29 protein-coding genes and 1 tRNA gene are annotated in these 25309 nt (G+C 40.3%); 21 read left to right on the forward strand and 9 right to left on the reverse strand.

Annotated elements, in window-relative coordinates:
* Positions 1 to 328: 328 nt before the first annotated feature.
* Complete coding sequence (locus tag L1765_RS05990; RefSeq protein WP_236405741.1) at positions 329 to 1534, forward strand: alanyl-tRNA editing protein; 1206 nt, start codon at positions 329 to 331, stop codon at positions 1532 to 1534.
* Positions 1535 to 1680: 146 nt separating this feature from the next.
* Positions 1681 to 2115, forward strand: a complete 435-nt coding sequence (locus L1765_RS05995) for a CBS domain-containing protein (RefSeq protein WP_236405811.1) — start codon at positions 1681 to 1683, stop codon at positions 2113 to 2115.
* A gap of 172 nt (positions 2116 to 2287) precedes the next feature.
* On the opposite strand, the gene L1765_RS06000 is transcribed toward L1765_RS05995, so the two are convergent.
* Positions 2288 to 2716 carry a DUF1885 family protein gene (locus tag L1765_RS06000; protein WP_236405742.1) on the reverse strand — a complete coding sequence of 143 codons (429 nt, stop codon included), beginning with the start codon at positions 2714 to 2716 and terminating at the stop codon, positions 2288 to 2290.
* Positions 2717 to 2884: 168 nt separating this feature from the next.
* Between L1765_RS06000 and L1765_RS06005 the strand changes: the two genes are divergently transcribed.
* The 3 genes from L1765_RS06005 (at position 2885) to L1765_RS06015 (ending at position 4301) form a co-directional block, all read left to right on the forward strand.
* Entirely contained in the window at positions 2885 to 3424 is a 540-nt protein-coding gene (locus L1765_RS06005; RefSeq protein ID WP_236405743.1) for a MarR family winged helix-turn-helix transcriptional regulator, read from the forward strand.
* A gap of 225 nt (positions 3425 to 3649) precedes the next feature.
* On the forward strand, positions 3650 to 3964 hold the full coding sequence (locus tag L1765_RS06010) for a DUF3055 domain-containing protein (RefSeq protein WP_236405744.1): 315 nt from the start codon (positions 3650 to 3652) through the stop codon (positions 3962 to 3964).
* A 205-nt stretch (positions 3965 to 4169) separates the two neighbouring features.
* Positions 4170 to 4301, forward strand: coding sequence for a GapA-binding peptide SR1P (locus tag L1765_RS06015; protein ID WP_236405745.1), 132 nt, complete (start codon positions 4170 to 4172; stop codon positions 4299 to 4301).
* Positions 4302 to 4387: 86 nt separating this feature from the next.
* On the opposite strand, the gene L1765_RS06020 is transcribed toward L1765_RS06015, so the two are convergent.
* Positions 4388 to 5863, reverse strand: a complete 1476-nt coding sequence (locus L1765_RS06020) for an aminotransferase class I/II-fold pyridoxal phosphate-dependent enzyme (RefSeq protein ID WP_236405746.1) — start codon at positions 5861 to 5863, stop codon at positions 4388 to 4390.
* 309 nt (positions 5864 to 6172) lie between these two features.
* Here L1765_RS06020 and L1765_RS06025 point away from each other — a divergent pair, with 309 nt between their 5' ends.
* Positions 6173 to 7132, forward strand: a complete 960-nt coding sequence (locus tag L1765_RS06025; RefSeq protein WP_407942210.1) for an NAD(P)H-dependent flavin oxidoreductase — start codon at positions 6173 to 6175, stop codon at positions 7130 to 7132.
* A gap of 346 nt (positions 7133 to 7478) precedes the next feature.
* Here L1765_RS06025 and L1765_RS06030 read toward each other — a convergent pair whose 3' ends face one another.
* Complete coding sequence (locus L1765_RS06030; protein WP_329609993.1) at positions 7479 to 8120, reverse strand: DUF1054 domain-containing protein; 642 nt, start codon at positions 8118 to 8120, stop codon at positions 7479 to 7481.
* Positions 8121 to 8281: 161 nt separating this feature from the next.
* Here L1765_RS06030 and L1765_RS06035 point away from each other — a divergent pair, with 161 nt between their 5' ends.
* A complete protein-coding gene (locus tag L1765_RS06035; RefSeq protein ID WP_236405748.1) occupies positions 8282 to 8881 on the forward strand; it encodes a hypothetical protein in 600 nt (199 codons plus the stop codon).
* Positions 8882 to 9119: 238 nt separating this feature from the next.
* Positions 9120 to 10010: an NAD(P)-dependent oxidoreductase gene (locus L1765_RS06040; protein ID WP_236405749.1), complete on the forward strand. Its 891-nt coding sequence runs from the start codon at positions 9120 to 9122 to the stop codon at positions 10008 to 10010.
* A 100-nt stretch (positions 10011 to 10110) separates the two neighbouring features.
* On the opposite strand, the gene L1765_RS06045 is transcribed toward L1765_RS06040, so the two are convergent.
* Positions 10111 to 10187, reverse strand: a tRNA-Pro gene (locus L1765_RS06045).
* A gap of 169 nt (positions 10188 to 10356) precedes the next feature.
* Here L1765_RS06045 and L1765_RS06050 point away from each other — a divergent pair.
* The 5 genes from L1765_RS06050 to L1765_RS06070 all read left to right on the forward strand — a co-directional run bounded on the left by L1765_RS06050 (position 10357) and on the right by L1765_RS06070 (position 13503).
* Entirely contained in the window at positions 10357 to 11376 is a 1020-nt protein-coding gene (locus tag L1765_RS06050; RefSeq protein ID WP_236405750.1) for an ABC transporter substrate-binding protein, read from the forward strand.
* 126 nt (positions 11377 to 11502) lie between these two features.
* Complete coding sequence (locus L1765_RS06055; RefSeq protein WP_236405751.1) at positions 11503 to 11907, forward strand: DUF2203 domain-containing protein; 405 nt, start codon at positions 11503 to 11505, stop codon at positions 11905 to 11907.
* A 147-nt stretch (positions 11908 to 12054) separates the two neighbouring features.
* A complete protein-coding gene (locus tag L1765_RS06060; protein ID WP_236405752.1) occupies positions 12055 to 12894 on the forward strand; it encodes a deoxyribonuclease IV in 840 nt (279 codons plus the stop codon).
* A gap of 19 nt (positions 12895 to 12913) precedes the next feature.
* Positions 12914 to 13231: a YlaH-like family protein gene (locus L1765_RS06065; protein WP_236405753.1), complete on the forward strand. Its 318-nt coding sequence runs from the start codon at positions 12914 to 12916 to the stop codon at positions 13229 to 13231.
* Entirely contained in the window at positions 13228 to 13503 is a 276-nt protein-coding gene (locus tag L1765_RS06070) for a hypothetical protein (protein ID WP_236405754.1), read from the forward strand. Before L1765_RS06065 ends, L1765_RS06070 begins: the two co-directional genes overlap by 4 nt.
* A 25-nt stretch (positions 13504 to 13528) precedes the next feature.
* Here L1765_RS06070 and L1765_RS06075 read toward each other — a convergent pair whose 3' ends face one another.
* Complete coding sequence (locus tag L1765_RS06075; RefSeq protein WP_236405755.1) at positions 13529 to 13696, reverse strand: DUF2197 domain-containing protein; 168 nt, start codon at positions 13694 to 13696, stop codon at positions 13529 to 13531.
* Positions 13697 to 13738: 42 nt separating this feature from the next.
* Positions 13739 to 14089 carry a DUF5665 domain-containing protein gene (locus L1765_RS06080; protein ID WP_236405756.1) on the reverse strand — a complete coding sequence of 117 codons (351 nt, stop codon included), beginning with the start codon at positions 14087 to 14089 and terminating at the stop codon, positions 13739 to 13741.
* Positions 14090 to 14197: 108 nt separating this feature from the next.
* On the opposite strand from L1765_RS06080, the gene L1765_RS06085 reads away from it, so the two are divergent.
* Positions 14198 to 14650 carry a pyridoxamine 5'-phosphate oxidase family protein gene (locus L1765_RS06085; protein ID WP_236405757.1) on the forward strand — a complete coding sequence of 151 codons (453 nt, stop codon included), beginning with the start codon at positions 14198 to 14200 and terminating at the stop codon, positions 14648 to 14650.
* Between the two features lie 38 nt (positions 14651 to 14688).
* Here the strand turns inward: L1765_RS06085 and L1765_RS06090 are convergent, their stop codons facing one another.
* Positions 14689 to 15249, reverse strand: a complete 561-nt coding sequence (locus tag L1765_RS06090) for a YhcN/YlaJ family sporulation lipoprotein (protein WP_236405758.1) — start codon at positions 15247 to 15249, stop codon at positions 14689 to 14691.
* A 148-nt stretch (positions 15250 to 15397) separates the two neighbouring features.
* On the opposite strand from L1765_RS06090, the gene L1765_RS06095 reads away from it, so the two are divergent.
* Positions 15398 to 16729 carry a PhoH family protein gene (locus tag L1765_RS06095; RefSeq protein WP_236405759.1) on the forward strand — a complete coding sequence of 444 codons (1332 nt, stop codon included), beginning with the start codon at positions 15398 to 15400 and terminating at the stop codon, positions 16727 to 16729.
* Between the two features lie 317 nt (positions 16730 to 17046).
* On the opposite strand, the gene L1765_RS06100 is transcribed toward L1765_RS06095, so the two are convergent.
* Both L1765_RS06100 and L1765_RS06105 read right to left on the reverse strand, forming a co-directional pair.
* Complete coding sequence (locus L1765_RS06100; RefSeq protein ID WP_236405760.1) at positions 17047 to 17835, reverse strand: class I SAM-dependent methyltransferase; 789 nt, start codon at positions 17833 to 17835, stop codon at positions 17047 to 17049.
* Positions 17832 to 18428, reverse strand: coding sequence for a hypothetical protein (locus L1765_RS06105; RefSeq protein ID WP_236405761.1), 597 nt, complete (start codon positions 18426 to 18428; stop codon positions 17832 to 17834). The genes L1765_RS06100 and L1765_RS06105 overlap by 4 nt, the downstream gene beginning before the upstream one ends.
* Positions 18429 to 18522: 94 nt before the next feature.
* Between L1765_RS06105 and L1765_RS06110 the strand changes: the two genes are divergently transcribed.
* The 6 genes from L1765_RS06110 to L1765_RS06135 all read left to right on the forward strand — a co-directional run bounded on the left by L1765_RS06110 (position 18523) and on the right by L1765_RS06135 (position 25248).
* Entirely contained in the window at positions 18523 to 19155 is a 633-nt protein-coding gene (locus tag L1765_RS06110) for an MBL fold metallo-hydrolase (RefSeq protein ID WP_236405762.1), read from the forward strand.
* Between the two features lie 206 nt (positions 19156 to 19361).
* Positions 19362 to 19514: a cbb3-type cytochrome oxidase assembly protein gene (locus tag L1765_RS06115; RefSeq protein ID WP_236405763.1), complete on the forward strand. Its 153-nt coding sequence runs from the start codon at positions 19362 to 19364 to the stop codon at positions 19512 to 19514.
* 290 nt (positions 19515 to 19804) lie between these two features.
* Entirely contained in the window at positions 19805 to 21004 is a 1200-nt protein-coding gene (locus tag L1765_RS06120; RefSeq protein ID WP_236405764.1) for a 4Fe-4S binding protein, read from the forward strand.
* A gap of 360 nt (positions 21005 to 21364) precedes the next feature.
* Complete coding sequence (locus L1765_RS06125) at positions 21365 to 22624, forward strand: CapA family protein (protein ID WP_236405765.1); 1260 nt, start codon at positions 21365 to 21367, stop codon at positions 22622 to 22624.
* On the forward strand, positions 22599 to 23621 hold the full coding sequence (locus L1765_RS06130; protein ID WP_236405766.1) for an HD-GYP domain-containing protein: 1023 nt from the start codon (positions 22599 to 22601) through the stop codon (positions 23619 to 23621). Before L1765_RS06125 ends, L1765_RS06130 begins: the two co-directional genes overlap by 26 nt.
* Positions 23622 to 24084: 463 nt before the next feature.
* The gene (locus tag L1765_RS06135; RefSeq protein ID WP_236405767.1) at positions 24085 to 25248 is read left to right on the forward strand and encodes a class I SAM-dependent methyltransferase; all 1164 of its coding nucleotides are present in this window, start codon (positions 24085 to 24087) and stop codon (positions 25246 to 25248) included.
* Positions 25249 to 25309 lie beyond the last annotated feature (61 nt).

A 25309-nucleotide genomic window follows, 5' to 3' on the forward strand; every position in this document is an offset into this window, starting at 1 on the left:
CTGTTACAACAGATAGGTCATCCTTCATCCCTTAATGGCCCTAATAGCTTGTATCGTGAATGAAATCAAGGGCGAGCGACAGCGAGGGCTTTGCCTTTACCCTTGATGAAATGAGCGATACAAGCTAGCATCCCTCAAGGGATGAAGAACATCTAAAAAAGTGACAGAATCACTGACGTTTTAATATGACATTTTCACTGACGCTTGACAACAAATTTGGACAAAACAAACCTGATTGCAGGAAGGACTTTCTTTCGTGATGCAGAATAATTGATATTAAAAATCTTCGTCCGCCTATTAAGAATAGGAAAAATCAGGAGATGGTTGAATGGCGTTTGCTACAAAAAGGATCTATGAAGAGGACCCATACCAAAGTCATTTTACAGCCAATGTTCTCTCACAGACAAGGAGGGAAGATGGACATACGGAATTAATTCTGGACAAAACAGCTTTTTATCCTACCGGAGGAGGACAGCCCAATGACACAGGAATGATTGATGGCTTTGAAGTTATTGATGTGTACAAGGATGGAAAATCTATTGTTCATTTGTTGAAGGGAAACTTAGAACATAAAGGGACTGTAGAAGGTCACGTCAATTTCTCCCGTCGGATGGATCATATGCAGCAGCACTGCGGGCAGCATATTTTATCCGCAGCGTTTCAGGAACTTTTGTCCCTTGAAACGATTGGTTTTCACCTTGGCAAGGAGTGGGTAACCGTTGATTTAAAGGCATCGCAGATTAATGTCGATGATGTGCGAAAGGTTGAATTAAGAGCCAACGAAATTGTGATGGAAAACCGGCATATCGAGACGAGATTAATGCCTGTTACAGAAGTGGATGAACAGATACGGGCGAAGCTGCCGAGCATGGATGGCATCGTTCGTTTGGTTGAAATTGATCAGTTTGATTTATCGGCATGTTCCGGAACCCATCCCTATCGAACCGGCGAGGTGGGCTTGATTAAAATCATAGGATGGGAGCCTTATAAAGGGAATGTTCGCCTAACCTTTGTTTGTGGATTGAGGGCTATGCGTATCGCCCGGCAGTTTCAGGATTTGTTATTTGAAGCAGCGAAATTACTGAGGACCAACCCCTATGACGTTGTTCCATCCCTTGTTCGTATGAAGGGGGAATATGAGCAATATGTGAGGGAAAACAGGCATCTAAAAGAGTCCCTCATACGTCAAGAGGCAAAACAATGGATCAAACAGGGTGAAAAAATAAGTTCCGTTACTCTTCATCTTCATCAATGGATAAATAAGCCATTTCAGGATATGAAAGAATTGGCCAAAACCATCATTGAAGAACCCGGCCATGTGGTAATTTTTGCTTCGGAAGGGCAATTGAACCGTTTGATAGCTGCGTGCAGTGAAAATATATCCTTATCCATGAGAGAGTTAGTCGATCATCTGTTAGAAATGACACAGGGAAGGGGCGGTGGAAGCAGGATATTCGCTCAACTTGGATTTACGGCAGCCTCGGTTCAGGACGTTTTAAAATTTGCGAAAAAATGGATAATGGAAAATCTTTAGGCGGGCTATATTGTGTCATGCATGGTGGTTAGGGAAAACATTATTGGACTTAGATGTTTATCAGGAAATCATGCATAAGTGAAATAGAGTTAGGAAATATTACAGACGAAAAGGAGGGAAATGACGTGAAAACACTTCGAGAGATCATGACTACAAATGTGGAAACCGTTACTTTAAAGGATAATGTGTATGAAGTAGCGGTAAAAATGAGAGATCATAACGTCGGAATTATTCCGGTGGTAGATGAAGCTAATCATGTGATTGGATTAATTACTGACAGGGATATTGTCATCCGTGGATTGGCTGAAAAAAGAGAAGGTTCTGCATCTGTGGAACAGGTGATGAGCAACAGCTTGGTAGTCGGAAGACCTGATATGACTGTCAAGGAAGCTTCCCAACTAATGGCAGACAACCAGATTCGTCGTTTGCCCGTAACTGAAAATGGGAAATTGGTTGGTATTGTTGCCATGGCAGACATAGCCAGGGAAGAAGAGTTTATCTCGCAATCCGGACAAGTCATCAGTGAAATATCGGAAACAACTGGGGAGCATCGTTCCGAACAACCCCGAAACATTCAATAAATTACATTTTCAAGGCTAAAGAACGGAACCCTCAAAAACATCTGGGCATTTCAATGATGGAGTCAGTTTGATTACTAATTCCCGTTCTTTAGCCTCACTGATTCGTACGAAATCGAAGGTTGTCTTAAGTGAATTCCTTAGTACCGCTATATATAATTCTTCAATATTGGAATTATTTTCTCGGGTTGAAATACATGACCCGACCGTTAAATAAGTGAAGCTCAGCCTTATAATATCTAGCCATGTATTTGCAAAATTCGTTAGCTTTTCCTTTATCCCCGGCGGTTGAACCTTCTGGAAGAACAATCTGTATGTAATGTTGTACCTCTCCATCGGCTTCCACCTGCTCTGAGCCTACACCTATAATGATATATTTATATAGCTTGGGATCTTTTCCTTTCAGATAGAACCATTTTCCCCGTCCTTCCGGTTTTTCCTCTAGGGTATAGGGGAAAGCCGTATCTCCATAGTGCCAAGATAACTGATCTCCGGTTTTGGAGGTTCTTTCAATATATTGATTTAACATGTCTTTCACGTCATCTACCGTTGCCTTTTGTTGAGAAGAACCTTCAACAAACTTAATATAGGCACTTTTTCCCATTCCCACTCACTCCTATACATTTCCATTTCACATTCAATATTATCATTGGGGTTGTATTTTGGCAACTGAGCCCACAAAAAGACAGAATTTTTTGTAACGTTAGTGACACAGAGAGAAACTTAATATATAATCACCTTTAAAAGTAAAAAGTATAAAGGAGAATGTTTGATGGATAAAAAAGGGGAGACTCAAAGAATTCATGAAATTTTAAATTATTTTCGTGCTGTTGATGTGGTGATAAAGGAGGACTGGGATAAGGAAGCAAAGAAACTGAGCTTAGACTCATCCATTCAATTGAATATTCTTTGGATCGTTTATTGCTTTGAAGGCGTGCGCATTACCCAAATTGCAGAGTGGACATTCTGGCATCCTTCTTCTATTGTTATTCATGTAAAAAAATTAATGGAAAAAGGATTAGTTGAAATAGATAAAAGGGATACAGATGGAAGGGTGGTCAATGTATTTTTGACTGGAAAAGGGAAAGAAATCATCTTTGCCAGTCGAGATAGTGCACCATCAGCATTTCGTGTGGTAAAGGCAATGGAAGAATTGGAAAAGAGATATAGTCCAGGAGTACGTCAATTATTTTTTGAATGTTTAAGATTTTTAGCCGAAGAACTTCATGGTGTGGAAAGGGTGGATTGGGTAAACCAAAGCCGAGAAACCATCGATGCCCTTGATGAAATGAAAAATTATTGTAAAAATTGAAAGATATTTCTGAACCAACACAATAATCGTTTATTTATCGAAAAGCTTCAGTTTTTTCTGCTCATTGAGGCTTTTATTTTTTGAGGTTTGGTTTTTCCTCATATGGGGAAAATATCATTAGGCGCACATCATATATGGTAGTATTAAAAAAATTCTTATCGCAAAAATTGATTTGTTATGGTATAATAATGCTTGCTATCTAATTTTTATAAACGGAGGGATTGTATGGAGAAAGAATTAACTTATCAAGGATTTGAACATCTTTATGACGAGTCGGAGACCACTCAAGTGCGATTTATTGGATTTTTATCGGATCATGTTAGGTATGACTTCGGTATTGTCTACAGCAATCAGTTTTTTGGGAAACCATTGGTGATTTGCATGCAGACAGGGAGGGCAGTTCTCCTTTGCTCAGAAGAAGCGAGGGATCCTGCACACATTCAACGAATTTTCCGTATCGAAGATTTTAGCGAGGCTGATAAACTGGCGTCTTTCTTTGAAAAAAACTTACCTGTTATGCCACTAGAAGCCCAATATTAGGAGGGTTTATCACGTTGTTCGGTGAAACAATTGAAGATGAAAGCTAGCAAACGGCAACACCATCAAGGGATGTTGCCGTTTGCTATTTTTTATCTAATTTTTTGCCTATTGACACAAATAGTGTAACATATTACTATAAAAATGACATAATAATAATAAATAATAGATGTTGAAATCACTACTATAATGGTGGAGGGTGGAAATAGTGGGTACTATTGTTTGTCAACAGTGTGATTGTATTATTGAGCATTTTGAGTCCCATAAAGCCGACACGTTATACGGAGTTTGTGAAAATTGCTGCAGCCATGAACAAAAAAGGGTTTTAGTTGAGGGATAAAGTTAAGATAGAGAGCATAGTGTGGAATAAGTTAAATAAAGCCATTGGTATCGATCAACTAATTACCAATGGCTTCTTTACATAATCTATTTTATTGCCTTAAACTCCTTGATTACCTTTACCGTTTGAAAGGTTTCGTCCTCGGGCCCTTGAACGGGAAGTCCTGCATCAATATTCTCACGGATATAGTCGATGTTTTCATCAGACAAGATTTCACCGGGCATGACGATGGGGATGCCTGGTGGATAAACCATAATAAATTCCGCCATAATCCGTCCGCTGGCATCATCAAGGGAAACCACTTCTGTTTCTGCATAGAAGGCATCCCTAGGCGAAATCGCTAATACGGGAATTTTGGGCAGATGGACTTTGGCAAGATTTATTGCATCTCTTTTCAAGAAGAATTCTGTAGAGAGCTCCTTTAAAGCATGTATTAGAATTGAGATGCTTTCTTCGCTGTCCCCGGGGGTAACGATGCAAAGAATATTATATAAATCGCTCAGTTCAACTTCAATGTTATAATGATGTCTCAGCCATTTCTCCACGTCATACCCCGTAACGCCCAGGTCTTTAACATGAATCGTTAACTTAGTAGGATCATAGTCGTAGATGGCTTCCCTGCCGACGATTTCTTCGCCAAAACAATAAAGTCCCGGTATTTCGTTAATTCTTTTTCTCGCTTCTTTGGCAAGTTTGATGGTTTTGGATATCATCTCTTTTCCATAAATAGCCAATTGTTTTCTGGCTGTATCCAATGAGGCCAGCAGAAGGTAGGAAGTAGAAGTGGTGGTCAGCATGCTGATGACGGATTGAACGTGTTTTGCGGAAACCAATCCTTCCTTTACATTTAAGACAGAGCTTTGGGTCATGGATCCTCCCAATTTGTGAACACTGGTTGCGGCCATGTCTGCACCGGCCTGCATGGCTGACAAGGGAAGTTCATCATGAAAATGGATATGGACACCATGGGCTTCATCAACAAGGACAGGGATTTCATATTGGTGTGCCAGTTCAACGATTTCTTTTAAATTAGCGGCCACTCCAAAATACGTCGGGTTGATGACGACCAAAGCTTTTGCTTCAGGATGCTGTTCTAGCGCTTTTCTTACGGCATCCGTGGTAATTCCGTGCATGATTCCCAAATGGGGATCCATGACCGGATGGATAAAAATAGGCGTGGCGCCGGAAAAAATAATGGCTGAAAGAATTGATTTATGAACATTTCTTGGAATGATAATTTTATCTCCCGGTGAACATACGGACAAAATCATGGTCATAATTGCTCCGCTGGTTCCTTGGACCGAGAAGAAGGTGTAATCTGCTCCAAATGCTTCAGCGGCCAGCTCTTGGGCTTCACGAATCATACCATGCGGATGGTGAAGATCATCTAACGGGGAGATGTTGATTAAATCAATGGAAAGGGCATTATCGCCGATAAATTGGCGAAATTCCGGATTCATCCCTACCCCTTTTTTGTGACCGGGAATATGAAATTGGATTGGGTTTCTTTTTGCGTGTTCAATCAGACCGGTAAACAGAGGGGTTTTTTCTTGTCGGTTCACAGAACATCTCCTCCATGAAAAATCAATTAAAATAAAACAAAATGAAGTATAGCAGATTGAATCTCTAGGAACAAGGGGAATTTTTATCTATAGATGTGGAGCTAAAGATTTGTACGTCCGCTAATCGAGTTCGTACAAGAAGTGATTCCGTCTATATATAAAATTATTTTACCTCTTGTTCGGTTCGAGGAAGGAATCTGTAGGAATTTTGGAGAATTCATTTTCTGTATATTATTGGTTACGGGCAAGGGAAATATGATGGGGAGAAACTAGTTGACGAGATTAAAAACGGATAGGAGTGGTTTGAAAATGAAAACTAGGGTGACTCAGTTATTAGGAATTCGTTTTCCGGTGATTCAGGGCGGTCTGGCTTATTTGGCATATTCTGATCTTGCCGCGGCGGTTTCCAATGCAGGAGGGTTGGGACAGATCACTGCAATGACTTTGCCTTCGCCGGAGCATCTAAGGGAAGAGATTAGGAGAGTAAAAGTTTTGACGGACAAACCATTTGGTGTTAATTTTGCCATCGGTCAACATGGCCGTCCCTATGAGGAGATGTTAGAGGTTGCCCTGGAAGAGAAAGTGCAGGTTATTTCTATTACAGGTGGGAATCCGAAACCTTTGATTGACCGGATGAAGAATCATCCGGTGAAGAAGCTTGTCCTTGTAGCCGCTGTTCGTCAAGCCCAGAAGGCGGAAGAATTGGGAGCCGATGCAGTGATGGTTGTTGGTCATGAAGGCGGAGGTCATTTAGGGCGGGATGATACAGGAACCATCGTTCTTACGAGAAAGGTGGTTCGTTCTGTATCCATTCCCGTAATTGCCAGCGGAGGAATTGCTGATGGCTATGGGTTAATGGCTGCATTAGCCCTTGGTGCAGAGGGAGTGGAAATGGGTACGCGGTTTATTGCTACAAAGGAATGTGTACATGCCCATGAAAAGTACAAGAGAGCGATTGTCGAGGGAAGTGAATCAGATACGGTGGTCATTAAACGAAGTTTAGGTGCCCCGGGAAGGGCCCTGGCAACATCTTTGACTACAAGGATTCTCGATCTGGAAAAACAAGGAGTTGGGTATGAAGGATTAAAGGAATTGATCAGCGGGGAGACCAATCGAAAATATATTTACCTAGGTGATGAAGAAGCCGGATTTGGATGGGCTGGACAGGCAATTGGTTTAATTGATGATATTCCAACGGTACAGGAACTTTTTGAAAGAATAGAAAAGGAAACCAAAGAAGTATTGGAGAAGTGGCTGAAAAATCTTTAAATTTGAATCTGACGTCAATAGAGACACAAAAACATAAAGATGATTTTGAAATGATCCATAATCCTGAGACATGAAAAAAGGTTCCTAGCTCTGAAGGGAGAAGGAACCTTTTTTTATGCGCTATAGATGTGAAATTAAAGAGCCTTCAAAAACATCTGGGTATTTCAATGTTGGGGTCAGCTTGAGGGCTAATTTCCATTCTTTAGCCTCTTCGCTGGGAACGAACCCGAAGGCTAACCTAAGTGAATTCTTTGATATGAAAATACCTTTTCATATCAATTTGTGACCCTTCGGGTCATGTAAGTTTAGTTTCGTCTATATAGATGTTATTTTAGAAAAAATTTATTCAGGATGAGGATTGAGCCAACAGATAAAGGGGAAATAATGTTTTAAAGGTATCCGCAACCTTTTTTAGCAGCAGGTCACCATCATACACTATTGGGTTGTTCCTATTCAAAGTGATGCCGCAAAGGATTTCAGATTTTTTTACTTCCCTTAACCGCTCCAGCATTTGTTGAAGGTCATTAATAGATAGATCGCTGTGTTTATGCACATCAGGAACGGTGTGGTCGGTGGACCAAACAAATTCCTCTGGAATCTGCTTCATGAGATCATGTAATTTGTTTAAGGCTTTATCAGCGAAAACGTATTTGTTGGGGGATTCATATATGATGGCAAACCAGATAAACAAATGAGTTGACCAAAGTCCCACTTGAAAATGGGGCAGCATCTTGTATCCTCTTTTGTTGGTTGCCCATGCTACCCATGTATCATTTGGAGGATTTACGGTTCTTCTTGCATGTTTGGCTACATGGAAATAAAACGGCTCTCCTCCAATGGTGGTAAGTACAGGTTCAATCTCTTGGCCTATTTCCATTAGTTTAGGCCTAACATTTTCCTTGATAGCATCCATCCTTGGATCCAGTCCTTGGATGGTGAAAGTGTCAAAATCACTTGACTTAAATCCTTGAAAGGTCAACGGTATCACTCCTTATACCTTGGGCTTAGAAAATCCAATATTTTAGGTATTGCTTTTTTGTACTATGAATAATAATATAAAACAACAAATAATTATAACAGTCTGAATTTTATAACTTTCTGTGGACGAGTACCTGTTTTTTTAAAATACAAGAAAGGAGAGTGGATTCCATGGACAATACCTATGAGATTGAGTACAGTGATTTAGATTTGCGATTTACCGAGGAACATTTACAACAGTTAGTTCAATTGTTTATTGACCATGGTTTGTCGGTTGTTTGGAACCAGGGGGAGAAGCAAGTATCCCTTCATGTACAGACAGCTTATCAAGTACATGAACTCTCTTTCCGTCAGGTTGGAGATTATTACAAGATGAATAATCACCACTATATTGTTAAGGATGCCCGTTTTGCCCATATCATACAACATTTTATTGAAGAACACAAAGGGCACGCCATCGTCAAACTGTTTCATGAAGGGCAAATTTTGATACAAAACTTTCAATTTGGGATCCCGGTTAAAGTAGTCGAAATCAATGGTTCAAAGCGAAAAGTTTTATTTGAAAAGGGGTGTACCGTAACCATGGAACAGATGGTGGAAGCCTTTAAGAGAGAAGATGCGGAACAAAGAATCCCTGTGTTACGAATGGAAATCGATTATGAATTGGCAACCCTTCATGAAGCGTTGATGAAAGAAGATCAGGAAACCATAAGTCGGTGTAAGGAGCGGTTGAAGGAATTAAGAATGGAAATGCTGCTATTGGAAGCATAGGGTCTTGGTGGCGGTTAGCCATTGGATAAAGTTCAGGCAATAACAGGTGGCTGTCCTTTGGGGATGGCTGCTTTTTCATTTTAATATGGTTCTTTTGGAAGGATTTTTTGTGAAAGTGAAGAATCCCAATTGTATGGACGGTGTCTAAAAGTTAGATGTGAGAAGTGAGAAGTGGCGTAAATCGCTATATTCTTAGTTCCTTTTATGTAGAAAAATAGAGAAATTGGGGGGATATTTGATGAAGGTAGGCTTTATCGGATTAGGAACAATGGGATTGCCAATGACAAAAAATTTAATAAAAAATGGTTTTGAGGTATTTGTAGTCAGCCGCAGTCGCCAGCCCATTGAAGAGGCAGTCGGTTTAGGAGCAATTGAAGCAAAGGACCCAGCTGATTTGGCATCCAAAGCAGATGTGGTTTTAACCTGTTTGCCCATGCCGGATACTGTGGAGGAAGTGTATCTGGGGGAGAGGGGAATTCTGGCTGGAGCAAGGGAAGGGATGGTGCTGGCTGACCACAGTACCGTATCTCCAGGGTTGAACCGGAAATTGTATTACTTGACTAAAGAAATGGGTGTTGGATTTTTGGATGCACCCATTAGCGGGGGGCCCATGGGAGCCCATGCCGGTACATTGACCATCATGTGTGGAGGAGACAAGGAAATCTTCGACAAAGCCGTTCCCGTCTTTGAAGCCATGGGTAAAAATATCTTCCACGTTGGGAGTGTCGGAAGTGGTTCGGTTGTTAAGCTGATGAATAATATGCTGGTAGGCATCCATACCGCAGCCCTGTCAGAAGCATTTGTATTGGGAGTAAAAGCGGGAATCAATCCTGAAATCATGAGACAAATCGTTAAGGTAAGCACGGGCCACAGTTTCATGATCGACCGGGTAATCGATTTAATTCAGGATCGGGACTTTAACCAGCGATTTAGTATTCAATTGCTTCATAAAGATATGAAAATTGCCACCCAATTGGGAGAGCAGCTGGAAGTTCCCCTTGAATTAGGAAATCTCAGTGAGAAAATCATTGGAGAAGCTATGGAATGGGGATATGGAGGATTGGATGTTGCGGCGATCATTCGGCCATTAGAAGAAAAGGCGGGTGTGGAAGTAAAAAGAATTCCATAAGAGGGTGCATTGAAACGTCTACCTGAACTAAGCTTTCTATAGTCACATATGTAATAAATGAAAAATAATAAAAATTATGGAAAATGTAACAAATAAAAAATGGTCGGAACGACAGGATTTGAACCTGCGACCCCCTCGTCCCGAACGAGGTGCTCTACCAAGCTGAGCCACGTTCCGTCGCGTAACAACATAAATAATATCATATTTAAGACTAAAAAATCAAATCTATAATTTTCCAAATGGAGTTTTAGTTCATCTATAGACGCATGATAATTTTTTTGCTATACTTCAAAACATAGATTTTCAGAAAACGAGCATTAGAAGAGAAAGCAGGAGGAGAGTTGAGATGAGAAGAGTATTAGCAGGTATTTTCGTATTATTTGCTGTAATTTTGGTTATTGTAGGATGTGGAAAAACAGAAACAACCGTAGAGAAGTCAGGGGATAATCTGTCCCAGAAGCAACAGGAGAATAAGGTGTTTTCTATAGGAATTAGTCAAATTGTGGAGCATCCCGCTTTAGATTCCATTCGTCAAGGAATTATTGATGGTTTGGCTAATAAAGGTTATGAAGAGGGGAAGAATGTTTCTATTGACTACCAAAATGCCCAAGGAAGCCGGGATACGGCTACAACCATCTCTCAGAAATTTGTTTCGGATGGAAAAGATATTATTATCGCCATTGCTACACCTACCGCTCAAGCAGCTGCCCAAAGTACGAAAGATATTCCTGTGGTATTCGCATCTGTCACAGACCCGATTGCTGCAGGATTAGTAGATGATCTACAAAATCCCAAGTACAATGTGACAGGAACTTCTGACCAAAATCCCATAGACAAGCAAATTGAGCTGATCAAAGAATTTATGCCAAATGTGAAAAATATTGGGGTACTGTATAACTCTGGAGAAGTGAATTCAGAGGTTCAGGTAAAGATGGCTAAAAAAGCCGGTGAGACCTTGGGAATCAATGTGATTGAAAAAGGAGTAACCCAAAGCAACGAAGTGCAACAGGGGGCCGCATCTTTAATCGGGAAAGTGGATGCTTATTTCATTCCGGTAGATAATATGGTGGTTTCGTCCTTTGAATCAGTCTTAAAGGTTGCAGAAGAGGCCAATATTCCCGTTTTTGCTTCCGATACGGACACGGTAAAACGAGGAGCCGTTGCCACCTATGGGATTGATTATTATAAAATAGGCTATCAAACCGGAGAAATGGCTGCCCGGGTATTAGATGGAACAGATCCAAAGGATATCCCTGTAGAAGTAACAAAAGATGTGGATTTGGTCATCAATGAAACATCCCTTAACAAGTTTAAGATATCCATCAGCGATGAAACAAAAAATCGGGCCGTAGAAATTTTTAAATAGGATTTTTAGCGGATAGGATAAGGGTATTTCTGGGCAAACAGGAATACCCTTTGTTACATGATTTGAAGAAGGAATGTGAAGGTCCTTGTCGAATTCAATGGAGGATCCTATATTGGAGGTTTTTAAATGAGTGATCGGATTTTCACTTTGGAAGAAGCAAATCGATTATTGCCTGAACTCATGGAATTGATCATACAGTTGCGTGAGCTAAGAAGAAATATTACAAGGCTGCATGATCAATTGTGTTCGTTGGAGATTCAGGATAAAAATTTAGGTGAAAATGTGGTTCACTTTGAATATAGAAGGCTAAAATCCCTTTATGAGGAATCATTTCATCAATTCCATCAACGGATGAGCCGAATTAAGAATATGGGGTGTATTATTCAGGATATTGAGCTTGGACTTGTAGATTTTCCTTACCTTCATCAAGGAGAATTGGTTTTTCTTTGTTGGAAATGGGGAGAAGAAGAGATTAAATATTGGCATACTTTAGAGGATGGGTTTATGGGAAGGCGTCCCTTATTGCGTTAAGGGGTTGTCCTTTTTTTTGTTTGGGGGTAAAGTAAGGAAAGGGAATTGAGAAAAGAATCATAGATGGATCACAAGGATAGATAAATTTAAAATTCTTACAAGGTAATTTGATTGCTTGAAGGTAATTTATAAAATGAGGTGAGATCATTGAAGATAGGTTGTCACATCAGTGTAGCGAAGGGATTGTTTCAAGCGGTACAGCGAGCCCATGAACTGGGAGCTGAATCCCTTCAGGTCTTTACAAAAAACCCCCGGGGCTTAAGACCGAAGAAGATTGATTATATAGATGCTGAAAAAGGCGTTGATTTCATGAAAGAACTTGATATTCAATTAGTGGCTCATACTCCGTATATTACAAATTTATCTACCTTTAAAGAAGATTTGTGGGCAGTGACGATTCGCTCTATTAAAGAAGATCTTCATATTGCAGAAACTTATGGGGCGATCGGGGCTGTGGTTCATTGCGGGAAGCATGTGGGTGAAGGAGAAGAGTACGGTATTAAACGAATGATTGAAACTCTGGATGTGATTTTGGAGGAATATGAAGGACCGACAAAGCTGTTATTAGAAAATACGGCTGGGCAGGGATCAGAATTGGGACTGGAATTGGAAACCCTTGTATCTATAAGAGAATCTTGTAAATATCCGGAGAAAATCGGATTTTGCTTTGATACTTGCCATGCCTTTGCAGCGGGGCAGTGGAATGGTGATACCTTTGATTCTTTTGTGGAAAAAATGAAAGAGACGGGATATTTGGATCACTTGGCTGCCATTCATTTTAATGATAGTAAAGCCCCTTTTGCCAGCAAAAAGGATCGTCATGAAAAAATTGGTCAGGGTGAGATAGGTTCTGAAGCTCTCCGAAAATTTCTGATTCATCCCTTTTTTGAGGGACTGCCGGTGATTCTGGAAACTCCTGTTGAAGATGAAGCAGAGTATGGTGAGGAAATGGTTTATCTCCGCCAATTAAAGGGAGTCGTTCAATGAAGGAAGGTAGGAAGGAATCATGGCTATGTTAGAAAACATAAATCAATTAATTGAGGAAAATGCGTATCTGGTGGTTTTTGTGTTAACTGCCTTAGTTTACAAATTGGGATTTGCCCGTCCTCTTCCTCTGCTTAAATCTTTAATTATTTATTTCTTGTTAGCGATCGGAGTCATTCCATTAACTTTGCTTTATGCCTTCGGTCTGCCCATTGTTCCTGCTTTGGCTGTCGCATTGGTTTTACTCATTGTCGTCAGGGTTCGAAGGAACAAATCGGAATCTTACGGTCAAGAAAATCAGCATAGTGACCAAAATAGAGCCAACGAGGTGAACAGATGATGAATTTGCAAGATACCTTGTTCAATTGGCTGCAAATTAAGGTGGTGGCTGATTACCGTCCAAATGATAAGGCAGCAAAGGAAACGGAATCTTTTTTTAGGGGAATCCTGGAAGAGGATCATCAGGTAAATGAACTGAAAGTTTCTAGAGATGATACCATGTACCACATTCATTATGTAGTTAACGGAAAGAAAAAATTACAAATGTTTCCTAAAGAGATGATTGATGTATTGCTTGAACAAATCAACGGGGAACCACGATATGGCGAATAAAGAGCTGGAATGGGATTCCAGCTCTTTATTCGACGCTCTTTTTGCTTTGTTTTTCCCGCAATTTGTGATTGATTTTCTCCGTACAGGGAGAACACAGATAAGTGAGGAGAGGATGATTTTTTAATCGCTTGGCTAACAAAGATTCATTTTCAATGTGAACGATTTTATCACATAACACGCATTGTGCTCTCATAAATGCCTCCTATGGTATGTCATGCTCTAAGTATACCATGAACTATCTCCCTTTAAAATCTTGATAATATTGAACATAATCCAAAAGATCCGATATGTATTCACCAACGATGGGAAGAGATATAAACTGTTTCAAAAATATCGCAAGGAACCCTAAAATAATGGCTGTTCCCACGGTTAATCCCAAACCACGGGACAAGCCGACCAAAAAATTGATTCCAATTACCCTTAACGGATGATTAAAATTTTGTAAAACATCATGAATTCTAGCCCGCTCCAAATGCATGGCAATAGATTCCAATTTGCGGTTTAAGGTATTGACTTCGTTTAGTTTTTCCGTGATTTTGTCCATTTCACCGATCACTTTTTTTATATGATTTCGATTTTCATCCATTTTCTTAACCCCCATTATCTATTCAAATTTTACACATTGACGAGAAGGAATTGTCGTATACTAAAACGAATAGTTTATGTGAAAATCCATAAGAGGAGGAATGGTGTTTTGGCTGAAAAAGTGTCTCAGACTTTAACAGAAAACATTTACATATTGATGCAGAAAGAACGATTTGCCCTTCTAAGCACGATAGATAAAGATTCAGGAGGTCCAAATGTAAGTGCAATATCTTGGGTTTATTCCCCCGATATACAACGCGTTTTCATAGCAGTTGATAATCGCTCTCGAATTGTTGAGAATATAAAAAATAATAATCGAGCAACATTATCTATATTCTCTGCAGGTTCAGTCTATTCTATTTCCGGCTCTGCAGCCATCGCCAGTGAGAAGATGGAGGGCGTTCCCCTTCGTTTGGCCAAGATTGAATTAAAAGTTGAGGAAGTTAGGGATATCATGTTTTATGGTTCCCGTATTTCACAAGAGCCAACTTACGAAAAAACATATGATGCGGATGCTGCTGCCAAATTGGATAAGCAGGTGATGGATGCTTTAAAAGCCTAGTCAACAATGACTAGGCTTTTCAATTTATTTTTAAACGTTTATTCGTTTATTCTTCGTTGGTTGTTTTGATTGGGAGGCTCTTCACGATCCTTTACTTGCTTGCTGGGCTGTAGCATTAATCGACCGGCAATATCAGCCAATTCTTCTGCGATTCCCGCAACTGGGCGTCCATTTCTTATATCTTGCGCCAATTCTCTAATCCTTTGCACCGTATCTGCATCAGCGGTAACTAAAACATTTGCCCCTTGGGGATCCTCCTTTAACGCTTCAGCAACGGCGTATTTTATGGTGCCAACTCTGGATCTGTCCAAATTGGCGTCTACATCGATGCCAACAATGGCATATTTTCCGGCTACTACAGCCGTTGCGTCATTCACCTGAGGAATTTTCGTTGCAAGATGTGCCAGTCTTTCAGCAGTATCTTGTGCATTTTGAGATTTGGTACTTCTAGGGGCTGTTTGTTGTACCCTTGATTTGTCCTTTATATTTTGCACTTCTGGCTTTGGTGCAGACTGATTGGCTGGTGGATTATTGGCTGGTTGGCAACCTCCGAGAATCATTATTGTTAGAAAAGAAATCACAAGTGTTTTATATAACATTCTTTCTTCACCGTCCTTTTGACGAGTTTAAGAGATATATTTGTAGTTTAACCGTGATATCTTTTTTCGATGTATCATAAACTGAACTAAAAATTGACAATTGAATATGATTTAACAAAAAGGTATGTTGCCTTAAGGAGGAGAAAAGTTGAAGAAGATCTACGTCTTAGATACCAATGTTCTTCTGCAGGATCCCCGTGCCTTATTTGCCTTTGAAGACAACGAAATTATCATACCTGCTGTTGTGTTAGAAGAGATTGATGCAAAAAAACGATATACGGATGAGATTGGAAAAAATGCAAGATATGTAGCTAAACTTATCGATAGCCTTCGTTCTCATGGTCAACTTCATTCAGGGATAAAACTGGAATCAGGAGGAAATCTAAGGGTAGAATTAAATCATCGTTCCTTTAATAAGATGCAGGATATATTTTTAGATGCCAGTAATGATAATCGAATATTGGCTGTGGCGATGAATTTGCGAGAGGAAGAGGAAGCGAAGCCCGATGGTTGTCCGGTGATCATCGTGAGTAAGGACGCGTTGGTTCGAGTGAAGGCGGATGCTCTTGGTCTTCAAGCAGAGGATTTTTTATCTGATCGTGTCATTCAGGATGATGAATTATATAAAGGATATGTAAATGTGTCGATATCTCAGGAAATCATCGGATATTTTTATAAGGAAGGGCGTCTTTCTGTTCATGATTATTTTCCTCGTAATGCCTTTTATCCGCACCAATTTATCATTTTTCGCGATGAATGCGGATCATCCAGTTCGGCACTGGGGAAAGTGAACGGGGAAGGAACATGGATTGAGCCCCTATATCATGATGAGCAGATGGTTTGGGGAATTCGACCGCGAAATGCACAACAGAAAATGGCCATTGAGCTTCTCTTAAACGAGAGGATTTCTCTTATAACCATGACTGGAAAGGCAGGAACAGGAAAAACTCTTCTTTCTTTGGCTTGCGGGCTACATCTAAAGGAAGACGAGGGTAAATTCCATAAACTGCTGGTGGCAAAGCCCGTGGTTCCGGTAGGTAAAGATATTGGTTATTTACCGGGAGAAAAGGAAGAAAAGCTTCGTCCTTGGATGCAGCCTATCTATGATAATCTGGAATACCTGTTTAATACCAAACAAAATGGCGATTTGGACCGGATATTGTCTGGTATGGGAAATATTCAGGTGGAAGCTCTCACTTATATCAGGGGAAGAAGTATTCCTGAGCAATATATCATTGTTGATGAAGCTCAAAACCTGACCAAGCACGAAGTAAAAACCATTTTAACCAGGGTTGGGGAAGGTAGCAAAATTGTTCTCATGGGAGATCCGGATCAAATTGATCACCCGTATTTGGATAAATATAATAACGGCTTATCCTATGTCGTTGAACGATTTAAGGAGCAAAAGGTAAGCGGCCATATCCATCTGGAAAAAGGGGAGCGTTCCCATATTGCCCAGCTGGCAGCTGATCTGTTGTAGGACCAAAAAGCCCTCAATATAGCGTCATCTTTAACATACCCATTTAGACGGAACTAAACATCCATGACCCTACGGGTCACAAATTGATATGAAAAGGTATTTTCATATCAAAGAATTTCTTAGGACAGCCTTCGAGTTCGTACTAAGCGGAGAAGCTAAAGAATGGGAATTGGCCGTCAAACTGACTCCATCTTTGAAATACCCAGATGTTTTTGATGGCTCCGTTCTTTAGCATCGAAGTGGACATGAATCACATCTGGGCCGAACTCGAGAAGCAGGCGTGTAAATCATTAGTTCCGGTTTTAAGGGCTTGCTTCTCAGGTAGTTGACAGGGACCAAATAACCCCATTACTTACCTTCGTTCCGGGAAGGAGACCCAAGGCATCCAACTGATTTTCCCAAGGATAGGGTTTAGCCGGAGGGACTCGAAGTTGTTCCGGTTCGGAAATCTGTCGGTGAAGAAAACAGATATGCTGATTGGTAGCCTTCATCACATGACTTAACGCTTTCTCAGTCAGTGGATATAATTGAAGATAGTTCACCCAGCTTAATAGGTCATGCCAACTGGGAGTTAGGTAGTGAAAGAAGAATCGGTAACTTTTCTTTTGTTCGTCACATTTGTAATCGCCGGTAGCACCTCCGGGATCCCCGACCAAATAGACAATGGGAGCATCAAGGGAAAATAAATATTTCCCCCAAAAAGAGAATGCTGGCATCCATGAATTGAAGACAACGTCTACCATACCTTTCCATTCTTCCATTTCTTTCATATTCCTCTGCAGATATTGGAGTCTTGGATGTTTATATAACACCTTTGAGCGTTCAATGACCGATTCATTCTGGTCGATAGCGATCACCTCGAAGCCTTCTCTGGCGAATAGATAGGCCATTAAGCCGATTCCGGAACCTACATCAAGGAGAACAGGTTGTTCTTTTCCTGTAACTGTTTGCGCTAATTTCATTAGCGTTTGGATATCCTGGATTCGCGGCGGATACCAAAAGGTTCGGCGGGAAGGATGAATAAAGGTGCTCAGCATCAGCCAAGGGAATTGATAGGATTCTGTAATACCGTCAGTGAGCCAATTTTCACCAGGCATATATTTCATCGGGATCCCTCCTCCAAATACGGATATACTTCCACTTCAAAACCTCTTCCCTGAAGGAAGCGAAGGTAACGCTGCATGTCCTCTCCTATTTCTCCCTGAAAAAAATAGGCAGCCTTTTGATATTTGAGATATTGAAGAATTTCATGGGTAGGCATATCATCTTCCATGAACAATCCCTCCGGAGTGATTTCCCTTTCCTTTGCCAAAACCATGGTAAAGGTAGATGGGGAAAATTCCGGATTTGAAATGATTTCTTTTATAAGACCCCGCAGTTCTTGCCTGTTTTCATCGGAAAGAAAAGCATTCAGGTTCTTTGGCAGGGCCAAAATGGGATAAGCCTGAAAACGATCCCGAATATATTGGGCCATATGTAAAGAAGTGGTCAAGGGGAGATCGATAATCAGCAGGGTTTTATTTAACTCGAAGGTGGATAGGATGGAGTCAACGTTAAAGGAATCGTGGTTTTCTATTACCCCAGTTGAATCGAGTGGATGAAGCTCGCGAATAATCGGGTCCAGTTTCATGTAGCATCCAAAGGGACCGCCGTGATGGGTGTACACTTGCAGCAGATCAAATAACGGATGGGATGACAAGATGAAAAACTCCTTTCACCTGTTTGAATTTGGTTTTACATCGTATCTAGTGTAAAATAACAACAGAAAATTCTCAATGGAGGAGAGGAAGATTGTGAAAATTGAAATTTTGGAGTTGGGTCCGTTGCAGACGAATGCTTACCTAATAACGAATGAACAAAAGGAAGGAATCGTCATTGATCCCGGCATGAATCCTGGGCTTCTGTTGAACAAAATAAAAGACTTAAAAATACAGGGAATTCTGCTAACCCATGCCCATTTTGACCATATGGGCGGAGTGGATCAAGTAAGAAAAGCAACCGGAGCTCCGGTGTACATTCATCAAAATGAGGCAGATTGGCTCACAGACCCGAATAAGAATGGTTCTGCCCGTTGGAGTATGGTTACACCACCTTTGACAACAGCCCCTGCTGATGTCTTGTTATCTGAAGAAGGTCCATTAACCATCGGCTCTTTTAATGTTGAATGGCTGTTTACACCAGGTCATTCACCGGGCGGAATTTCCCTGTTGTTTGGGGAACATGTGTTTACCGGAGACGCTTTGTTTGCCCAGTCCATTGGGAGAACAGATCTGGAAGGTGGAAATTATGAATTGCTTATTTCAAGCATTCAGGATAAGTTGATGGTTCTGCCCGATGAAACGAAGGTATATCCTGGACATGGCCCTGCTACCACCATCGGTGTAGAAAAAGATATCAACCCTTTCATCACAGGACTACTGCGGTAAAAAAATATTTAGACGGAAATATGTTTTTGGGGACTCCGTATTTTAGATTTGAAGCGGACCTGAATCACTTCCTTTGGTGAACACGACTAGCGGACGTGTGAATCTTTAATTCCACATCTATAGATTTACCGGCAAAATAATAAGGAGAAAACCGAAGATACAGCATGAAACGAAACGTGTCTCTCCATTAATTAGGAGGGAGATAGGTGTTATTAGGACTCACTATAGGCGCATGGATCATTCTGATTGTCATGATCAGCTTTACTGGCTCTTCCATTCTTATATGGGCTTGGGCCAGAAAAAGCGGACAGTTTGACGAGAGCATCAAATACCGGATGTTAGATGATGACGATAACTAGGAAAACGAGGAGTGATGGCGATGATTTCTTCTCCCGCTTTAATTTACAACATCATATGGTGGACTCTCATTCCGGTCCTCCTGTTTATTATTTACAGAATCTACAGCGGGGAATAGTGATAAAGAGATTTAAACTTACTCAATACACCTAGAGAAAAGTCAGACATGAATCGTCATGAAATTGTCAAAAATGAATAATAAAATCAGAACAATTATTATTAAAAAGTTGCTATAATTACAATACTGGGTAGGGTAAATGTTTAAGTTTTATTAATGGGGGAGGGCGACTACATGAAACAAGGATCTTCTCTGATTGTATGGAGAAGCATTACCCAATTATTGTTGATGGCAGCTTTTTTTCTTGTTCCACTATTCGATATTTTACGACTTGATGTCATAAACAAGGAGTTTTATGTATTAGGAAAAGAGTTATCCTTGTCCCAAGTTTATCTGTTTCTTGTTTTTATATTATTTATTCTTGTATTTATCTTAGCGATCAGTAAACTGCTAGGAAGAGTATTTTGCGGTTGGCTTTGTCCTCACAACACCGCTTCAGAATTCCTCAATCGCTTAGAATCCAAGAGATTTTTCAGAAAAAGACCGGTCATTAAAGGGATTGTTATTTTTGCTCTCGCCTTTACCATTTCCGCTGCTGCTGCATTTGGACTTTTAAGTTATTTTATTACTCCTTCACTCATTTTTTATAGTATTTTAGAATTGGATATGAACTTAACCTTCGCCATATTTTTTGTGATATTTGCCCTTTTATTTATGTTGGTGTATAAAATCAGACATCAGTTTTGTCAAAATGCCTGCCCTTACGGGATGGCTCAATCCATTCTAGCTGACAATAAAACCTTAAGAGTCGCCTTTGTTGAAGATCGCCGGGAAGACTGTTTGGATTGTGAGGCATGTACCCGAATTTGTCATATGAATTTGGATCCCAGAACCAATCAACTGGATACCTGTGTCAACTGCGGTGACTGTGTCCTTGCCTGTCAGCTGGTTCTTTCCAAAGTTAAAAAACCCTCTTTGCTCACATACTCCTTTGGACAAAATACAAACGAATCAAAAGCAAATCGAAGAAAATTGTTAGCAGGGCAATCCAGTTTTCTACTTCTGCTGTTGATGATCCTAGGTGGATTCCTGGTTTATGGGGCGTCTGTCTATGTCCCTTACGAAATTTCAGTAAAGCCGATCGGTGGGAAAATTGCCAGCCTGACTGAACAAGGCTATATTCAGGCTTACTATGTTGAAGTAGAAAATCATAGTTCAAAGCAGCTAAATTTACGAATGTATGCCTCTGAGGTGGAGGAAGGGGTGGCCCTTCGCTATCCTGACACCTTTCAAATTCCCAAAAACGGAAAGATAGATGTTGGACTTACCATTCAAGCCCCTGAATTGATTTCAAAAGGATTGCATTCATTTTATCTTCATTTACAAACTGGTGATTCTGTGCAGTCTAAAAGAATCAATTTTACCATTCCTTAAGAAGTCCGAACTGGAAGGCTGTCCTTAGTGAATTCTTTAGATTTTTCTACAGATGTGTAACTAAAGATTCACACGTCCGCTAGTCGAGTTCGAGCAAGAAGTGTCCAGGTCCGCTTCAAGTCTAAAGAACGGAGCCCTCAAGAACATCTAGGTATTTCAAAGATGGAGTCAGTTTGAGGGCTAATTTCCGTTCTTTAGCCCCTTAGCTGAGTCCGAACTCGAAGGCTGTCCTTAGTGAATTCTTTAGTTCCTTCTTCTCTATTTTTTGTTTCGCATACACCTTTTACTTTATGGCAGGTAAAAAGGTGTTTTTTATTTTTTGGCGAATAGGATAGTAGAAGAAATTACGGAGAATGGCTTATGAGAAGATTTTTATCCATTGGATGGATTCTTATTTTGATTAGTGTAATCAATTTTAGCATATTTAATCTATTTGCCTGCCAATCTTTTAAAACGCTGAATCAGCCTAAAGGTTCGGTTTTAGCTGCGAAGACCAATGAATCTGTCAAACCAGAGTCCGTCATAAATTCAGAAGTGAAAACGGTAAACTTGATGGCGGTGGGAGATATTATCGTGCACTCCCCTCAGCTGACGGCAGCTTACCGTGCGGAAGAGAAGGATTATGACTTTCATGAATCTTTTGATTTGGTTCGCCCCGTCTTTAAACGGGCGGATTGGGTCATTGGCAATTTGGAGACCACGCTGAGCGGAGAAGAGTTTGGCTATTCCGGTTATCCTCGATTCAATTCACCGGATGCCCTGGCGGAAGCGTTGGCAAATGCAGGCTTTATAGCGGTAACCAATGCCAATAATCACTCCTTGGACCGCGGGGAAAAAGGAGTAGAAAGAACCATTGAAGCCCTTGATCGTTACGGCCTTTTACACACCGGAACATTTCGCAGTTTGGAGGAGAGGAGCAAACCTCTTATTTTAGAAAAAAACAACATTTCCCTGGGGATTTTGGCCTACTCCTATGGGACCAACGGTCTGCCTCTGCCTGAGAAACGTCCTTACATGGTTAATCTCATCAATATGGAACAGATAAAAAAAGATGTATACCAGTTAAAAAGAGAGGGAGTGGACTTCACCCTCGTATCCATACATTTTGGTGATGAATATCAACTGTTCCCCAATGAGCGTCAAAAGGAAATTGTTGACGAGTTGATCAATATGGGAGTAGACATTATTATAGGCAGTCACCCCCATGTTTTGCAGCCGTTTGAAATCAGAGCGGCCATAAACAGTGAAGGGGTTGAAAAGAAGGCTTTCATTATTTATTCCATGGGAAATTTTATCTCTAACCAAAGGGGGAATTGGACCGATTACGGCCTAATTTTAAATTTAACTCTGACCAAGAAAATTCCTGAAGGGATCAGTACGATAGAAAAGGTTCAATTTATTCCTACTTGGGTTTATCGCGGATGGGTAGGTGGACGAAGGCTATACCAGGTGATTCCCCTTTCGCTGCTGAAAGAAATGGAGACTCTGCCGTATCTAACATTAAAGGATTATGAAAGGTTAAAATCAAAGGAAAACGAGATAATCGATCATCTTTCTTCGATGTCAGATCAAATCACGATAGGAGGTTTCGTGGATGAAGGTAACAATTTCAAACGCTAAACCAGGGAGTATATTGGCTGAGGATCTTTATGATCAAACCGGCCGTTTACTTTTGCCTAAGGGTACAGAGTTGGATGAAATGAATATTTATATGCTTCGAAAACATCACATCATGGAAATTGAGATTGAGGTGGCTTCCCGCCAAATTGAACTGGAAAGAATCAGGCAGTTTCAAGCGACCTATGAAGCTTCGGTTGATATGTTGAAACAAATTGTTGACCAAGCGAAAACGAGCGGGAAAATCCCCATTGAACCATTAATAGACATCTCTACCATTTTGTTGGAAGAAATTCTGCAGGATACCGGAATTGTTCATCAGTTAAGCCGGGTGAGGAATCAGGATGAGTATACATTTCGACATTTGATGAATGTCTCCATATATTCAGGGATGTTGGCCAAATGGTTAGGATTAACAAAACAGGAACAAATGAAATTGGCATTAGCCGGTATATTACACGACTGTGGCAAAATATTTGTCCCAAACCATATTTTAAACAAACAGGGTGCTTTAACAGACGAAGAGCAGGAAGAAATGAAAAAACATACCGAGTATGGATATCAATTTCTAATGAATAACAAGATCAGTGAAGAAATCGCCTTGGTTGCTCTGAACCATCATGAACGAAGAGATGGTACGGGCTATCCGAAGGGAATACGTGACCGTCATATCGATTTCTTCAGCAGGGTGGTTGCGGTTGCAGATGTGTATGATGCCATGTGTTCTGACCGAACATACCAGAAGGCCAACTCCCCCTATCATGTTTCTGAAATATTGTGGGAACTAAGCTATGATAAAATGGACCCCCAAATTGTACTTCCATTTATTCATGGAATTTGCCAATTTTTCGTTGGAGATCAAGTGGTGCTTAATACTGGAGAAACAGCAAAGGTCGTATTCGTTTATAATGATGAGCCGACAAGGCCATTAGTTCAGCTGGGAAATGTTTATATGGATTTAAGAAAACATCGACAAATTAAGATCGAAAAAATTCTTTAGAGCAGTATTAAAGATATGGAAATAAGAGTATTCACTAAGGACAGCCTTCAAGTTCGTGTTCAGTGAAGAGGATAAAGAATGGGAATTAACTCTCAAACTGACTACATCTAAGGAATTTCCAGGTGTTTTTGAGGATTCCGTTCTTTAGACTTAAAGGGTACCTGAATCACTTCTTGCTCAAATTCGACCAGCCAACGTGTGAATCTCCCATTCCACATCTATGGATTTAAATGGAAAAAACCTTCTTTTCAGAAGGTTTTTTGGGGGAGGTAAAATTCCGAATCATTGAACCTATAGGGTGGGGGAATGGTTTCCCCAAGGGCATCACTTATTTTGTGATGTGGGATGGTTCGATTCTCATTTTAATCGACTATAAACACTATGTCAATAGTAAAATCATTTTTTCGAAGAAAAATTTGATTTTACATCTAAATTACGGCAAGATGATATTAGGTGATTAATCTTGAATAGAGCACTAATAAAACAGATAAAAAAAGAAATTGATCAATCAGATGGACAGGGGATTCCTTTTTATCGTTTTATGGAACTTAGCCTTTACCATGAAGAGAATGGATATTATTCTACAAACCGAACAAAAATCGGAAAAAAAGGGGACTTTTACACCAGTTCCCATGTGGGCACAGTTTTTGGTGAAACGTTGGCTGATATTTTCTATTTTTGGTTACGGACCCATGGGGAATTGAAGCAGATTGCAGAAATGGGGTCAGGAGACGGCAGGTTAGCCAGACAGATTCTAGATCACATGCAGCAGGTCTACCCTGAATTATATCACGATGTTCAGTATTTCATCATTGAAAGGAGTGAATACCATAAGGGCCTGCAAAAGGAATGGTTAAGTTCTCATATCGAAAAAGTTGTTTGGATCAAAGATATTCATCAAGGAAGTTTCCTTTTTCCCGATTTTACGGGAGTCTTTTTTTCCAATGAATTATTGGATGCTTTTCCTGTGCAGTTAGTAGAATATCATCATGGTCAATATTATGAAATCTATGTGGATTATGAAGGAGAAGGAGAGAACATCCGATTTGTGGAAAGGAAATTACCACTAAAAAAAGATGAACTCTTACATTATATATCTGATGAAAACATCACTTTTTCAAATGGTCAACGGATAGAAATTAATTTGGATATGAAGGAATGGATCAAGTCGATCAGTCAATGGATGAAGCGAGGAATTTTATTAACCATTGATTACGGGTATGAAGCGGAGGAGCTTTATCATCCCGTAAGAAAAAATGGGACGTTGCGGGGTTATTATAAGCATCAACTGATGAATAATCCCTATATTTATGTGGGTGAGCAGGATTTGACCGCTCATATCAATTTTTCTACCCTAAAAAGATGGGGAAATGATCATGGCTTTTCTTCCCTTTATTATGGAACACAGGGAGATTTTTTGATGGCTGGGGGAATCCTGAACAAATTAAAGGATCACCATGAAACGGACCCTTTTCAAGGGGAGAGCATGAGAAGAAATCGAGCCATTCGGCAATTGATTTTTCCAGAAGGAATGGGCCTGATATTTAAGGTTTTAATTCAAGGAAAAGGAATTCAAGGAGAGAAGCTTTTTGAAGACAAACCAGTGCTCTGGAACAGGGAACAATAATGTCTGGGGAGTATTGGTAAACTCCGGGAATGGCAATACACCGGAAATAAAGAAAAAAGGG

Source organism: Microaerobacter geothermalis (assembly GCF_021608135.1).
Taxonomy (GTDB): Bacteria; Bacillota; Bacilli; order DSM-22679; family DSM-22679; genus Microaerobacter; species Microaerobacter geothermalis.

Coding starts and splice junctions, on each gene's coding strand:
- L1765_RS06100 (WP_236405760.1), bottom strand. CDS start 17,835: ATGAAATATATGCCTGGTGAAAATTGGCTCACTGACGGTATTACAGAA.
- L1765_RS06025 (WP_407942210.1), top strand. CDS start 6,173: ATGAAAACTAGGGTGACTCAGTTATTAGGAATTCGTTTTCCGGTGATT.
- L1765_RS06035 (WP_236405748.1), top strand. CDS start 8,282: ATGGACAATACCTATGAGATTGAGTACAGTGATTTAGATTTGCGATTT.
- L1765_RS06040 (WP_236405749.1), top strand. CDS start 9,120: ATGAAGGTAGGCTTTATCGGATTAGGAACAATGGGATTGCCAATGACA.
- L1765_RS06120 (WP_236405764.1), top strand. CDS start 19,805: ATGAAACAAGGATCTTCTCTGATTGTATGGAGAAGCATTACCCAATTA.
- L1765_RS05995 (WP_236405811.1), top strand. CDS start 1,681: ATGACTACAAATGTGGAAACCGTTACTTTAAAGGATAATGTGTATGAA.
- L1765_RS06075 (WP_236405755.1), bottom strand. CDS start 13,696: ATGAGAGCACAATGCGTGTTATGTGATAAAATCGTTCACATTGAAAAT.
- L1765_RS06130 (WP_236405766.1), top strand. CDS start 22,599: ATGAAGGTAACAATTTCAAACGCTAAACCAGGGAGTATATTGGCTGAG.
- L1765_RS06125 (WP_236405765.1), top strand. CDS start 21,365: ATGAGAAGATTTTTATCCATTGGATGGATTCTTATTTTGATTAGTGTA.
- L1765_RS06000 (WP_236405742.1), bottom strand. CDS start 2,716: ATGGGAAAAAGTGCCTATATTAAGTTTGTTGAAGGTTCTTCTCAACAA.
- L1765_RS06050 (WP_236405750.1), top strand. CDS start 10,357: ATGAGAAGAGTATTAGCAGGTATTTTCGTATTATTTGCTGTAATTTTG.
- L1765_RS06055 (WP_236405751.1), top strand. CDS start 11,503: ATGAGTGATCGGATTTTCACTTTGGAAGAAGCAAATCGATTATTGCCT.
- L1765_RS06005 (WP_236405743.1), top strand. CDS start 2,885: ATGGATAAAAAAGGGGAGACTCAAAGAATTCATGAAATTTTAAATTAT.
- L1765_RS06070 (WP_236405754.1), top strand. CDS start 13,228: ATGATGAATTTGCAAGATACCTTGTTCAATTGGCTGCAAATTAAGGTG.
- L1765_RS06090 (WP_236405758.1), bottom strand. CDS start 15,249: ATGTTATATAAAACACTTGTGATTTCTTTTCTAACAATAATGATTCTC.
- L1765_RS06080 (WP_236405756.1), bottom strand. CDS start 14,089: ATGGATGAAAATCGAAATCATATAAAAAAAGTGATCGGTGAAATGGAC.
- L1765_RS05990 (WP_236405741.1), top strand. CDS start 329: ATGGCGTTTGCTACAAAAAGGATCTATGAAGAGGACCCATACCAAAGT.
- L1765_RS06065 (WP_236405753.1), top strand. CDS start 12,914: ATGGCTATGTTAGAAAACATAAATCAATTAATTGAGGAAAATGCGTAT.
- L1765_RS06010 (WP_236405744.1), top strand. CDS start 3,650: ATGGAGAAAGAATTAACTTATCAAGGATTTGAACATCTTTATGACGAG.